The sequence below is a fragment of the Flectobacillus sp. BAB-3569 genome, from assembly GCF_002270355.1.
GTDB classification, from domain to species: Bacteria; Bacteroidota; Bacteroidia; order Cytophagales; family Spirosomataceae; genus Flectobacillus; species Flectobacillus roseus.
Genome location: NZ_NJFZ01000022.1, coordinates 207,080 through 220,107 on the forward strand (window position 1 = coordinate 207,080; position 13,028 = coordinate 220,107).

11 protein-coding genes are annotated in these 13,028 nt (G+C 38.2%); 7 read left to right on the forward strand and 4 right to left on the reverse strand.

The genetic code is table 11. The features are described from left to right. Nucleotides 1-303: 303 nt before the first annotated feature. Nucleotides 304-1,425, forward strand: coding sequence for an ATP-grasp domain-containing protein (locus BWI92_RS20770; RefSeq protein ID WP_310588938.1), 1,122 nt, complete (start codon nt 304-306; stop codon nt 1,423-1,425). 75 nt (nt 1,426-1,500) lie between these two features. Here the strand turns inward: BWI92_RS20770 and BWI92_RS20775 are convergent, their stop codons facing one another. From BWI92_RS20775 to BWI92_RS20785, 3 genes are all read right to left on the reverse strand, one after another. Further along, nucleotides 1,501-2,250 (reverse strand): DUF5672 family protein, encoded by a 750-nt coding sequence (locus BWI92_RS20775; protein WP_095166397.1) that lies wholly within the window; start codon nt 2,248-2,250, stop codon nt 1,501-1,503. A 130-nt stretch (nt 2,251-2,380) separates the two neighbouring features. Then, on the reverse strand, nt 2,381-3,361 hold the full coding sequence (locus BWI92_RS20780; protein WP_095166399.1) for a glycosyltransferase family 2 protein: 981 nt from the start codon (nt 3,359-3,361) through the stop codon (nt 2,381-2,383). 210 nt (nt 3,362-3,571) lie between these two features. Next, nucleotides 3,572-4,126 carry a hypothetical protein gene (locus BWI92_RS20785; RefSeq protein WP_095166401.1) on the reverse strand — a complete coding sequence of 185 codons (555 nt, stop codon included), beginning with the start codon at nt 4,124-4,126 and terminating at the stop codon, nt 3,572-3,574. Nucleotides 4,127-4,328: 202 nt separating this feature from the next. Here BWI92_RS20785 and BWI92_RS20790 point away from each other — a divergent pair, with 202 nt between their 5' ends. Further along, on the forward strand, nt 4,329-4,718 hold the full coding sequence (locus tag BWI92_RS20790) for a MerC domain-containing protein (protein WP_095166403.1): 390 nt from the start codon (nt 4,329-4,331) through the stop codon (nt 4,716-4,718). Next, entirely contained in the window at nt 4,694-5,899 is a 1,206-nt protein-coding gene (locus BWI92_RS20795) for a GTP-binding protein (RefSeq protein ID WP_095166405.1), read from the forward strand. The genes BWI92_RS20790 and BWI92_RS20795 overlap by 25 nt, the downstream gene beginning before the upstream one ends. Before the next feature lie 178 nt (nt 5,900-6,077). Here BWI92_RS20795 and BWI92_RS20800 read toward each other — a convergent pair whose 3' ends face one another. Further along, nucleotides 6,078-7,154: an alpha/beta hydrolase gene (locus BWI92_RS20800; RefSeq protein WP_095166407.1), complete on the reverse strand. Its 1,077-nt coding sequence runs from the start codon at nt 7,152-7,154 to the stop codon at nt 6,078-6,080. A gap of 977 nt (nt 7,155-8,131) precedes the next feature. Here BWI92_RS20800 and BWI92_RS20805 point away from each other — a divergent pair. The 4 genes from BWI92_RS20805 (at nt 8,132) to BWI92_RS20820 (ending at nt 12,759) form a co-directional block, all read left to right on the forward strand. After that, nucleotides 8,132-8,773, forward strand: a complete 642-nt coding sequence (locus tag BWI92_RS20805) for an ABC transporter ATP-binding protein (protein WP_176464493.1) — start codon at nt 8,132-8,134, stop codon at nt 8,771-8,773. A 43-nt stretch (nt 8,774-8,816) separates the two neighbouring features. Beyond that, the gene (locus BWI92_RS20810; protein WP_095166409.1) at nt 8,817-10,070 is read left to right on the forward strand and encodes an FtsX-like permease family protein; all 1,254 of its coding nucleotides are present in this window, start codon (nt 8,817-8,819) and stop codon (nt 10,068-10,070) included. A 330-nt stretch (nt 10,071-10,400) separates the two neighbouring features. Continuing rightward, the gene (locus BWI92_RS20815) at nt 10,401-10,793 is read left to right on the forward strand and encodes a DUF3299 domain-containing protein (RefSeq protein ID WP_229241912.1); all 393 of its coding nucleotides are present in this window, start codon (nt 10,401-10,403) and stop codon (nt 10,791-10,793) included. A 376-nt stretch (nt 10,794-11,169) separates the two neighbouring features. Beyond that, nucleotides 11,170-12,759 carry a glycerol-3-phosphate dehydrogenase/oxidase gene (locus BWI92_RS20820; RefSeq protein WP_095166411.1) on the forward strand — a complete coding sequence of 530 codons (1,590 nt, stop codon included), beginning with the start codon at nt 11,170-11,172 and terminating at the stop codon, nt 12,757-12,759. Nucleotides 12,760-13,028 lie beyond the last annotated feature (269 nt).

Here is a 13,028-nt window from a genome sequence, read left to right on the forward strand (position 1 = left end):
TTCTTACTTTGTCTTTATTGCCTAAATATTTCCTTTCCATTTTACTTCCAATCCCATCTTTTTTGCTATATTTAAGAAAGGTATCAAAGGCTTTAATCAATAAAGTCGTATTGCAGCATCGCATTGAGACTTTCTGCCCTTTTAGTTCTGGTATCTTCTTCTGGTGTACCTCTAAGACACTCTAACCAAAACCGATATAGCCCTTTACTTTATGACAAAAGAATTAACCTTTTTGTGTATCTCAACCTATTTCAAAGGCAATGAGTTTTTGCGTGCTTGTAAGCAAGCTGGGAATAGGGTTTTTTGTTGACTAATAAAAAACTAGAACATCGTCCGTGGGCACGCGAAGCCGTCGATGAGTTTTTTTATGTAGAAGAAAAACCAGATGGTAGTATCGATATTCAAGAAATTATTCTTGGTTTGGGCTATGCGATGCGCTCCCGAAAAATAGACCGTATTGTTGCACTCGATGACTTTGATGTCGAAAAGGCTGCTCATTTGCGAGAGCATTTCCGTATTCCGGGTATGGGACAAACGACAGGGCGCTTGTTTAGAGACAAGCTGGCGATGCGAATGAAAGCAGAAGAAGCTGGAATCAACGTGCCGTTGTTTTCATCTTTATTCAACGATAATGATGTGTTTGAATTTACTCAAAAAGTTCAATTTCCTTGTGTGGTCAAACCTCGCTCGGAAGCTTCGGCTACGGGGATTCGTAAAGTCCATAACTCAGAACAGTTGTGGGAGGTGGTCCATTATTTAGGCGAGCGCCGTTCTGAATATCTGGTCGAGCAGTTTCGCCCCGGTGATGTCTACCACGTAGATTCTTTGACAGTGGGTGGTCAACCAATTTTTACACGTTGTAGTCGTTATTTGTCTACTCCGATGGAAGTAGCGCATGGCGGAGGTGTATTTCGCTCTATGACTGTGGAGGTTGGCTCGGAGGAGGATTTAGCTTTGAAAGAAATGAATGAGCAGGTATTGAAAGCCTTCGGAATGAAATTTAGTGCTAGTCACACCGAGTTTATTCGAGATCATGCTACAGGGAAATTTATCTTCTTAGAAACTGCCTCTAGAGTAGGAGGGGCACACTTGGCCGAAATGGTAGAGGCTGCTACAGGTATTAATCTATGGCGCGAATGGGCCAATATCGAAACAGCTATGGCTCGTAATCTGGAATATACTTTACCCGAAGTACAAAATATGTACGCAGGTATCTTGATTTCCTTGACGCGTCAACGATATACCGACCCCATGATTTTTGATGATACAGAGGTTTGTTGGCGTATGGACGAAGAGTTTCATGTAGGCGTAATTGTAAAGTCGGAATCGCAGGAACGTGTAAAAGAGCTTTTGGATAAATATGCACAAGTGGTATTTGATGGTTACCACGCGTCAGCACCAGTACCCGATAAGCCAACAAATTAAATTAGCTCTCAGCATTCGGCTATCGGCATTCAGCATTAATTACTTTGCCGAAGGCCGAGAGCCGAATGCTCATAGCTACTTCATATATTTTTCCCAAAACCCATGATCATATTTTTCCCAAGCATGACAGCCGAAGGGAAGTTGTTGGTTATTGAGCTGATAGCAGAGTTGGGGATGTTGTTCAAAACCAAATTGTAGCGCTTGTTGCCAATTGGGAAGTCTTAACAATGGTCTATACGGACGAAGCTGGATAAAGTGAAGCGAAAACAAACCATCTTCATTTGAAATCCACTCCTTTTTGAAAAACTTCAAAATCTCTAAGAAACGAATCATAGCTTTGACTCTTCTTAAAGAAAAACCCCCATTCATATAAATTCTACGGAATTGATGATAATTCCCTGGAAGTTTGTCTCCAATTTTCCAACGCTCGGGTTCGATATGTGGTGAGCCTACATAATCAAAGCCTGCATTACACCACTCAGTTAGTTGATCACTAAAAATAAAAGCATCCAACTGATAAATCAGCATATATTCGTAAGCCAAAAATGCTTCATAAAAATGGACAGTCGTTAGCAAAGCGTTATAGCCTTCTATGCCTTTGAAATATTTATCCTCAAAATTTTGAAATTGAATAGCAGCATGAGATTGCTTCAAATGCTCCAAATCCAAAGATTCAGGTTTGATAATGACGATAGGATAATGCCCCAAAATTTTGATACATTGTTCAAAGGACTTTTGCTCAAACGGTGTCATCTCAGATTTATACATCGGTATCACCACCGCAACCTGATTTTTATGTGAAATAGCTTTTATATGTTTGGACATTGTGTTGCTGGTTAAGTTGATAAAATTAAAAGTGAACAGGCACAGAGTAAACAGGCACAAAGTGTAAAGTATGTGTTATGTTTATAGGGTAAAACACTTTGTGCCTTAATGCCTTTTTTACATTGTCCCTTCATTCTATCATATCCCCCAATAAAGTTTTCCACCAATGTTTTTGAGGGTCGTAATATTTACCTGCCAAAAACTTGAATGCAATAGGGACTATTCTTAACAAACGATTTTCAGGTAATTCAAGTCTAAATTTGACAAAATCCCGATGTGATTCCAGCTTGGCAAATTGACTAGCAGGTACTTCTGGATAATGTTGTTTGAGCAAACCCAAGGTAGACTCCAAACGATGCAATTCCTCCTGAATAGGAAGTAGTTTTTCGGCTCTAGGTCTCGAAAAACGTTGTTTGAAGCTAACAGCTTCGCCACCACCGCCAAACCCAACTTGTTGAGCACTATGACGACGATACAAAATCAGTTCTTCATTAACAAAACCAATCTGATTTTTGAGTGCTAATGATATGGACATCCACGCATCATGAATCAAGTCTTTTACCGAAGTAGGAAAAGGTAGCATATTGTCCAAAGCACTTTTGCGTAGTGCCACTGTTGCTCCCGTTACCACATATCCTTTATACAAAATCTGAGCAGCGCCACCTGCTTGCCAGATTTTTTGCATAGTATCATCAAACATTACTTCCTGCCAGATATGTCCTTCTATGCGCTCCGATTTTTCATCCATCATACCAGCGTTGCTGAATACCATTTGTTGTTGGGGATTTTTTTCGAGATAACCCACTAATTTTTCAACCTTTTCAGGCATCCAAAAGTCATCTTGGTCGCATAAGAAAATAATATCGCCTTGACATAATTGAAGGCATTTCTCAAAGTTTTTGGTTGAGCCTAATTGTGAATCATTTCTGTTGAAATATATAGGAAAAGGAGCTTTGTCTTGAAAAGCTTTGACAATATCAGCAGTTGCGTCGGAAGAGCGGTCGTCGCAAATTACGATTTCATTGACCGAGCGAGTTTGGTTCAGAATACTTTCTAATTGTTCACCTAGATATTTGGCACCATTGTAGGTGCAAAGCGCTACTGAAATCATCGAGATTGGTTGGTATATGAGATTTTATAACCCTTTCTGTAAATTCTTGAAAAACTTAGCTTTAGGAGTTATAAGCATAAAAAAATCTGCAAAAACACACAAATATAGAGGTTTTTGCAGATTCGATACTAAGAGGTATAGGTACAAAGCGCTGATAAAATGGATGAAATACCAAAAGTATTTTATCTACACCATATTTTACTAGGCAAATTATTTGATTGTCACATTGAATTGTGCATCAAAATCTGTGCTTCCTTTAGCTGTACCATCTTTGATTGGAACACCGTTTTGTGGTGGTTGGTGATACAAAACAACTCTTAATGTGCCTGTTCCTGCATTCGTAGTCACAGCCGAAGCTTTTAAGCCCACTTCCAGATTTCTATTGTCTTTATCGGTACGAGTAATGGTCAACAAATTGCTTGGCGTTGGCGTGTACACAAATAAGTGTTCGAAATTTTCCTCCTCAATTTCTGTTGTAATATCCTCCGCTGGACTCTTACTTTCGTCCAACACTTGTACGGTTACATTGTAAGTTTTGTAGGCATCTAGGCTGATGTTATCTACTACAGGAGCATTTCCTCCAATTCCATCCAAATCTTTGAACGCAAAGGTTTTTGTAACTCCATCGGCCGTAAAATTGAGCTTTAGAGTAGTAAGGTTTTCACTATCCTGTACAGGATCTGGCTCGTCTTTTTTACAACTACTAACAGTAACGACAGCAAGGGCTAAAGCCAAAATTGTGAGGGATTTACGTAAGTTTTTCATAAATGATTGTATTAAAAAAAGGACTACCAATGTCAGTTGGGGTAAATGGTAATTTGAGAGTGTCTGACAAAGTGTTTTTATTGATTTTTGTTTAGTTAAATTAATGCAATGGTGTTGCAAATATAAAAACATATTTTAAATATTCGCAATAATGTTGCAAAAATGAATTTTGATATTTTATATTTGCAACAATGTTGCATTTATGGAAAATTACAAAAAGAATACTTTTGATTATGTAGGGATTATTAGTTCGGGTATATGTCTCATACATTGCATGCTGATGCCGATTTTACTATTGTTTAAATGGGAGTTTCAGTTAGAGAGCTTGGGGTTTGCGCATCATCCTTCTTGGGATTATTGCTTTATAGGTTTGGGTTTCATCGCCGTTTGGATGAGTTCGCATAAGCATACGCCTAAGCGTATCCGAATAGGGCTTTGGGTGGCGTACACTGTTTTTGCGTGGGCTTTGCTTTATGAAGACCAAGTGTGGTTTGCGCAGTATTTGGGATGGATTGCCTCTTTTGGGCTGATTACAACACATTATTTTAACATAAAATTTTGTAAAAAATGTCAAATAGAAAATTGCCAGTAACAGTATTGAGTGGCTTTTTAGGTGCTGGAAAAACCTCTTTGCTCAATCATATTTTACATAATAAAGAAGGCTTGAAAGTAGCAGTAATTGTCAACGATATGAGCGAGGTGAATATCGACGCTCAGTTGGTCAAACAAGAAAATGTACTTTCAAGAACGGAAGAAAAATTGGTCGAAATGTCCAATGGTTGTATTTGTTGTACACTTCGTGAAGACTTGATGGTAGAAGTTGAAAAACTCGCCAAAGACCATCGTTTTGATTATTTGCTCATAGAGTCCACGGGTATATCGGAGCCTTTACCTGTGGCTCAAACGTTTTCGTATGTTGATGAAAACAGCGGAATTGACCTTTCACGTTTTGCCCAACTAGACACGATGGTGACGGTGGTTGACTGTTTTAATTTTGCCAAAGACTTTGGCTCAATTGATACAGTCTGGACTCGCGGTCTCAATGACGACGATCCTAACGACCAGCGCACCATCGTAAACCTATTAACAGATCAGATAGAATTTGCCAATGTTATTGTTTTGAACAAAACGGATTTACTTCCACCTAAGAGAGTTGCTGAATTAAAGACCATTATTCAGAAACTTAATCCTGAGGCAAAAATTGTCGAATCGACTTTTGGAAAAATTGAAACTTCACATATTCTCAATACAGGGTTGTTTGATTTCGAAAAATCTTCACAATCGGCAGGCTGGATTCAAGAATTAGAAAAACCTAGTCATACGCCCGAAACGGAGGAATATGGCATTAGTTCATTCGTCTTTAGAGATACACGTCCATTCCATCCTACACGTTTTTGGAATTATATCAATCAACATTGGCATGCGGGAATTATTCGTTCTAAAGGTTTATTCTGGCTAGCTTCAAGACCCAAAGATGCCTTGAATTGGGGGCAGGCGGGTGGCTCGCTTCGTGCAGACTATGCAGGAAAATGGTGGGCAGGCGTACCCAAGTGGGAGCGTTCTTTTTATCCTGCTTGGCAAGACTCAAAAGACGAAATCATGAAGCGTTGGGACGAACGCTTTGGGGACCGAATCAATGAATTAGTAATTATTGGGCAAGATTTAGACAAAGAATTATTGATACAAGAACTGAAAGATTGTCTTTGTACTGAAGAGGAAATCAAACAAATGGAAGCCAAGAAGAAGTTTGAAGATCCGTTTCCTGAGTTTTAAGTAATTGTGAATGAGTGATTTGTGAATTAATGAATATGCGCTTGTATTTGTTGTCTAGTTAGTGACTAGGTCTTGAACTAGTAATATAAATAACGACATTATATAAAGGTAGTGTGATGCAAAAAGCCATCTTCCCGTGGAAGATGGCTTTTTTATGCAATAAAAAATCACTCAATGATTAAAAGAATAACCATTCGATAGCTTTAGGGAATTCTTTGCCCCATTGTGATTCGTTGTGTTTACCTTCAGGATCCAAAGAAAGGTTAATATCTATCTTTTTATTACCTTGACGTAGCAAAGTTTGCTTGAGTTTTTCCACATTTGGAATCATCGAATGTCCTTCGCCACCTCCAGCATATGCATAGATTTTGGTGGGTAAATGACTCAAAAAGTCAATCGCATCGAAGTAGATATTTGGCGAAACCCAAAGAGAAGGCGAGAAAAGCATCAAGCGCCCAAATACTTCTGGATACATCAAACCTGCATAAATACTTACCAATCCTCCTAATGAGCTTCCTCCAATACCTGTATGTTCACGATCGGTGAGCGTACGGAAATTGGCATCGATGTAAGGTTTCAAAGTACGACTAATAAATTGTACATACTTACGACCTTCGCCCTTGCCCAATTTAGGGTTATTGTACGGAGAATACTCTTTATAGCGGTTTTCGCCACCATGTGCAATAGCCACAATGATCACGTCGCCATGACCACGAGATGCCAATACTGCCAATTGTTTGTCGATACCCCAATTCCCAAATTCCGAACCTTCTTGGAAAAGGTTTTGGGCATCTTGTAAGTACATGACAGGATATTTTTTGTCAGTTTTGTCATAATCATGAGGCAACAAGATATATACCGCACGTTTGGTATCAAACTGAGGCATATCAAATGAATCAGAAATTAGTCTGATTTCAGGCATTAAATCCTGTTGCAAGTTCGAACCATCTAAGCGCCAGTGTGGCACAAAGTCGTGCATGACACCTAGTTTCTTGGTAACTACTCTGTTGTAAGTAGCGTTACCAAATTCATCCAACTCCACTTGATTCCAGCCACCTTTGGTGTACTTGTATTCAAGTTTTTCAGGAAGTGGTACAGAGTGTGGAAACTTCAAAACATATCTTCCTTCCTCTGTTTTTTTCAAACGAAAATCTTCCTTGTCGGGGAGCCACCCGTTAAAATTGCCAGATATATAAATTGGGCGGTCGTCTTCAACTGGGGTGGTTAGTTCAAAATATAATACGTTGTTACTCATAGCTTTCTACTCAAAAATTGCTGTTCCTCAAAAGTGGACGCAAATTTAGCAAATTAGCTGTTCTATGCTATTCTAAATTTGAAAACTTCTATAATAAATTAGCAAAAACATGCTAAATTTTACCAAAATGGGGCTTTGAGAAACGCATAATTAACAAATGATAACTATACATTGGGTATTTGTGATAGAATATTAAAGCCGTTTGTAAGGGCTTTCTACTCTAAGGTAAAAAAGTTAGAAACAACTCAAAAGTCAAGGTTTAAAGTATCTAACTAATTATTAGATAATCTTTTATAATTGCATTATAGGCGATGAATAGACAGGGTTATGAGCGAATTAGGAGAAAACGATTCAAACTTATATATTTGATTATAATAACTGTAAAATAGCTACATCATGAAATTCTACAAACCTTCCACTCTCATTTCTACGTCGTTTCCGTTTTCAAAACTGTTTAAAGGAATAAGTTCAAGATTAAGGCTTGAACTAGTAACTTCAAATTTTCAGGAAAAAATAATAGTAAAGAGTAAGATTGAATCAATTTTAGATATGGAGTATTAATAATTTACATTCGTAATTCACCATTCACAATTCGACATTAATACTTAATCGAAAAAGACCGCTTACGCTTAAAGTCATCAAAAACCTCTATCATCATTTGGGAATCCCTGCCGAGATATTGCTAGCCATGTAAAACCCCTTCTTTAAAATATCTTTAAATCCTCTGAATAACCCACAGTTCGGTACGTTTTGATGAGCTTAGTGTTTATATTTGTAATAAAAACTGACTCATTTACAGACAGAAAATATTGTATTGTGCGAAATGAATGAAGGTATTAGCTTTTGGGAGTGAAAACTATACCAATGCCTAAAATCCGATTCTGACCAAGCAGAAATTTTGCTTGAAAATAGCATTTGATGAAGTACAAAGGCTTATTCGCTCAATGATCTATCAACCCAAAACATATTCATCAACTGTGATAGCTACTCAACAATTAACTTTTGCGTATCCGACTCAATCCAATGTTCCTACGAAGCAATTTACGTTTCCTGATTTCAGCTGTGCTGATAGCGAAACCATGTTGATTTTAGGAAAATCTGGTCGTGGTAAAACTACTTTTTTGCACCTTATGGCACTTTTGTTGAAGCCAACGGGTGGCTCAATTCAAATTCATAACCAAGAAATAAGCCATTTTGATAGTGCTCAAGCGGCGGCCTTTCGAGCGGCCAATGTGGGTATTATTTATCAAATACCTCATTTTGTACATTCGCTGAGCGTGTTGGATAATTTGCTATTGGCTAATTATTTGGCAAACAAGTCTTTGGCAAAAGAAAAAGCACAACACTTAGCCGAAAGTCTAGGTTTCGCAGACCATCTTGCTAAAAAGACTACACAATTATCACAGGGTGAACAACAACGTGTGAGTATTGCCAGAGCATTGATGAATAATGCTTCGGTAATTTTGGCAGATGAGCCTACGTCCAATCTCGATGATGATAACTGCTTGAAAGTAATAGACTTACTAAAAACTCAAACTTCTGAAATAGGGGCAAGCCTTGTGGTAGTAACACACGATCAGCGTCTCAAAGATGTTTTCGAGAAGCACTTGTACTTATAATGAGTTTTGAAAATCACGTAGGAAATCACAAAATTGACTAACAATGAATTTATTACATATTTCTTGGAAAAACCTTAAAGATAAACCCCTAACCAGTTTCCTAAGTATCTTATTGATGTCACTTGGGATTGCAATTATCTCCTTGTTGCTTCTAGTAGGGAAACAATTAGAAGAAAAATTTACCCGAAACATACAAGGTATCGACATGGTATTGGGTGCTAAAGGAAGTCCTCTACAATTGATTTTGGCGGCGGTATATCAAATAGACTCGCCCACAGGCAATATCAATATGGATGAGGCCATGCGTTTTACCCGTAACCCGATGGTACAATCAGCTATTCCGCTTTCGATGGGCGATAGCTATCAAGGGTATCGTATTATTGGTACAACTCCGAAATATATCGAGCATTTTCAAGGAGAATTTGAACAAGGAAAAGCATTTGAAAATGCCTTAGAAATCGTGGTTGGAGCTAAAGCAGCTCGCAATTTAGGACTCAAAGTTGGTGATTCTTTTGCCAGTCAACATGGCTACGATGGCGAGGGTGATCATCACGAAGAAAGTAAGTTCAAAGTGGTTGGGATTCTTAAGCAAAGCAACTCTGTGCTTGACCAAGTATTGATAACGCCACTCGAAAGCGTGTGGGCTGTACACGAGCATCATGAAGCAGAAGAGGCTGGAAAAGGTGCCAATGCCTTGAAATTGCTTACAGAAGACGAACACAGCGAACATGGCGAAGAGCATCATGAGGAGGCAAAGGAGATTACAGCTATGCTCGTAAAATTTAGAAATCCTGCCATGGGTATGATGATATCAAGAAGTATCAACGAAAACTCTACCATGCAGACTGCTACGCCTGCTATTGAAATGAATCGTTTGTTTGCCTTGATGGGTGTTGGGATTGATACACTGAAGCTGATAGCACTGGTTATCATTATTGTTTCGGGAATAAGTGTATTTGTTTCATTGTATAATTCGTTAAAAGAGCGAAAATATGAAATGGCTTTGATGTTGTCGATGGGAGCTAGTCGTACAAAATTATTTTTATTATTACTGTCCGAAGGATTGATTATCAGTATTATAGGTTATATGGTGGGAGTATTTCTCAGTCGTTTAGGTTTAGGAGTTATGGCACAGAATGTCGAACAAAACTTTCATTATGATTTTGGCGTTTTATCTTTGTTAGCCGAAGAAGTGTGGTTGTTAGCAGGAGCTTTGATAATAGGTTTACTGGCCGCAGCGATACCTTCTTTAGGTATTTACAAAATAGATATTTCAAGAACTTTGGCAGACGATTAAGTAAGAGTGCTTATTTAGGCAAGCACATTTTTGAGCTTTGGGCTTTTAGCTATGGGCATTCGGCAAAAACATATTTATTGTTACTAAAAAAACAATTTTACACTTTTTGCCTTGTGCCTAAAACACAAAACTCAAATCTAAATTCTGCACAATTGCTTATAATTCAGTATCGTTTGTAAAAAGCGAAAATCTCCTACAGGCAACTTGAATTTACGATTTCAACACTAAAAACTAAATTTTGTATCAATGAAAAAGAGCTTTCTTTCTTTTGTATTTGCGAGTTTACTATTGAGTACTAGCGTATTGGCTCATGAGCATCCTGCCTTGCGCATGATTGCACCAGGCGAAAAACTTACTTGGGAAATTTTGAAGGATGTAGTCTTCAAAAAGAAGTGGTATCCACAAGAATCTATTTATATGTTGTATCCAACTTTTGGAGCATCCATCAAGAAATTAGAACATAAAGAAGTTACGATCAAAGGATATGTGATTCCTGTAGATGCTGCTACTAATGTATATGTGTTATCGGCATTTCCTTACAGCCAATGTTTCTTTTGTGGAGGGGCTGGCCCCGAGTCAGTAATGTCTTTGAAACCTAAAAAAGGAAGTTCTAAGAAATACAAAACTGACGAAATGCACACGTTTACAGGTAAACTAAAACTCAATGCTGACGATATTTACGAAATGAATTATATTCTTGAAGATGCTGAAGTTATAGAGTAATCAAAAGGATATATCAAATTGTTAATTTTATTGTATTTTTCAAGGAGTCTTGCTAAACTAGCAAGACTTTTTTTGTGAGCTTATGACAAGCTGCTCAACTTCTTATCATTTGATAATCAAGTAGAAGAAATACCTCAGTTTGAACAAATGTTTGGAAAAAAAGGGAGTTTTAGGCTTCTTTGTGAACTTAACAAGAATTATAACTATTTTTTAAGTAGCTTGTTTATTTATAGTACTTTATACTCAAAACTATCTCAAATATTCTTTCATTCATCAAGAAAACTTCGAGATTGATTTACTCAGACGATTTTGAAATTGTAATTTCTTTATATTGAAGGTCTCCTCTTCTATATATCCCTAATCAAATATATAAACAATGAACAGACATTCCCAACTCCAACAGTTACGCCAAACCGAGCAATTTGACCTCTGTATCATAGGAGCAGGAGCCACTGGCGCTGGTATTGCGATTGATGCAGTACTACGAGGTTTGAAAGTAGTAATTATTGATAAAAATGACTTTGCGTCTCAGACTTCTTCCAAATCTACCAAACTCATCCATGGTGGGGTTAGGTACTTGGAACAGGCTGTTAAAAAATTGGACTGGGAACAATACAAAATGGTAAGAAAGGCCCTAAAAGAACGGGAGATTTTGCTGAAAAACGCACCACATCTTTCTCGCCCTTTGGCTTTGCTTACTCCTTGCTTTAGTTTTATCGAAAGTATTTATTATACCATCGGTCTAAAGATGTATGAGTGGATTGCTGGTTCACAGAATATCTCGTCAAGTGAAAGACTTTCGAAAAAGGAGGCTTTGGAGTTAATTCCTGAACTTAAGAAAAAGCGTCTGAACTCGGCGGTGTTATATTATGATGGGCAGCTCGACGATGCTCGCTATTGTTTGGCCTTGGTACAAACGGCAGTAGAAAAGGGCGTGCTGGCATTTAATTATATACAAGCTAATAAGTTTGTCAAAAACGAAGATACAGGACGTATCAAAACGCTTCTTGCACAAGACTTGCTTACAGGGGAAGATATTCAAATCCATGCCAAAGCATTTATTAATGCCACTGGTCCTTTTGCAGATCATATTCGTAAAATGGCCAATAGCAAGATGAAACCTCGAATAAAAGTAAGCCGAGGCGCGCATATCGTTTTGCCCAAAAAGTTTCTTCAAGGCGATGCGGCTATCTTAGTTCCTAAAACCGACGACGGACGCGTCATCTTTATGATTCCTTGGCAAGACCATCTTTTGGTGGGTACAACCGACGAGGAAGACCAATTGAGCGAAAATCCAAAATTGGAAGATTACGAGCGTACTTATTTAATAGATTATGTAAACCGCTATTTGGAGACGCCTGTAACCGAAAAAGATGTTACTTCTGGTTTTGCTGGACAACGTCCTTTGTTGGAAGCCAAACTCCATACAGCGCTCGACTCTGAAACTAAATCACTTGTGCGCGACCATGAGGTGGAAATAGATAAACGTTCTAAACTAGTTAGTATCATGGGTGGCAAATGGACAACCTATCGTTTGATGGCGAAAGATACTGTGGACATGGTTCAGGAAAATGTTTTGAAACAATCTGTTGTAGAATGTACAACCGACCAACAGGTATTATTTGGGGGAGAAGGTTATCTATTTGATGATTGGAAGATACTCGTAAACAAATATAATGTATCCATTGAGGTAGCACAACATCTCATGAAAAAGTACGGTAGCAATGCTGGAAAAGTATTAGAATTGTCAAACAAGGATGCTGATCTGAAGAGCTTATTGGTAGCGGGACATCCATTTATCAAAGCTGAAGTAGTCTATGCCGTACGTCACGAAATGGCTTGTACCAAAGAAGATGTACTACTAAGAAGATTGGGTCTTGCCCTAAGAGATGCTGACGCTGCTGCTAAAGCAGAGTGGTATGTGGAGGAGGTGTTGAATGTTGAGGGGTTAGGGGATAGGGGATAGGGGTGAGCGTTTTTTAGTGAACAGGCACAGAGGCACAAAGTGTGTTTTAGGGTATAGGAAACAGGGGTTAGGCATTAGTTTTTTTTAAAAGTTGAAAAAAGTGGGTTAAAAGTGAGTAGATAGGATGTGGGAGCGTTTTGCACCCCTAACCCTACCCTAACCCCTAACCCCTATTTTAAAATCTATACTGCACTCTCAACGAAATATTTCTTCCCATTTCGTCTGTAAAATATCTGAATCGATTCATGTAGTCACGATAAGATTTATTG

Coding starts and splice junctions, on each gene's coding strand:
- BWI92_RS20780 (WP_095166399.1), bottom strand. CDS start 3,361: ATGATTTCAGTAGCGCTTTGCACCTACAATGGTGCCAAATATCTAGGT.
- BWI92_RS20800 (WP_095166407.1), bottom strand. CDS start 7,154: ATGAGTAACAACGTATTATATTTTGAACTAACCACCCCAGTTGAAGAC.
- BWI92_RS20810 (WP_095166409.1), top strand. CDS start 8,817: ATGAATTTATTACATATTTCTTGGAAAAACCTTAAAGATAAACCCCTA.
- BWI92_RS20815 (WP_229241912.1), top strand. CDS start 10,401: ATGATTGCACCAGGCGAAAAACTTACTTGGGAAATTTTGAAGGATGTA.
- BWI92_RS20820 (WP_095166411.1), top strand. CDS start 11,170: ATGAACAGACATTCCCAACTCCAACAGTTACGCCAAACCGAGCAATTT.
- BWI92_RS20795 (WP_095166405.1), top strand. CDS start 4,694: ATGTCAAATAGAAAATTGCCAGTAACAGTATTGAGTGGCTTTTTAGGT.
- BWI92_RS20775 (WP_095166397.1), bottom strand. CDS start 2,250: ATGTCCAAACATATAAAAGCTATTTCACATAAAAATCAGGTTGCGGTG.
- BWI92_RS20790 (WP_095166403.1), top strand. CDS start 4,329: ATGGAAAATTACAAAAAGAATACTTTTGATTATGTAGGGATTATTAGT.
- BWI92_RS20785 (WP_095166401.1), bottom strand. CDS start 4,126: ATGAAAAACTTACGTAAATCCCTCACAATTTTGGCTTTAGCCCTTGCT.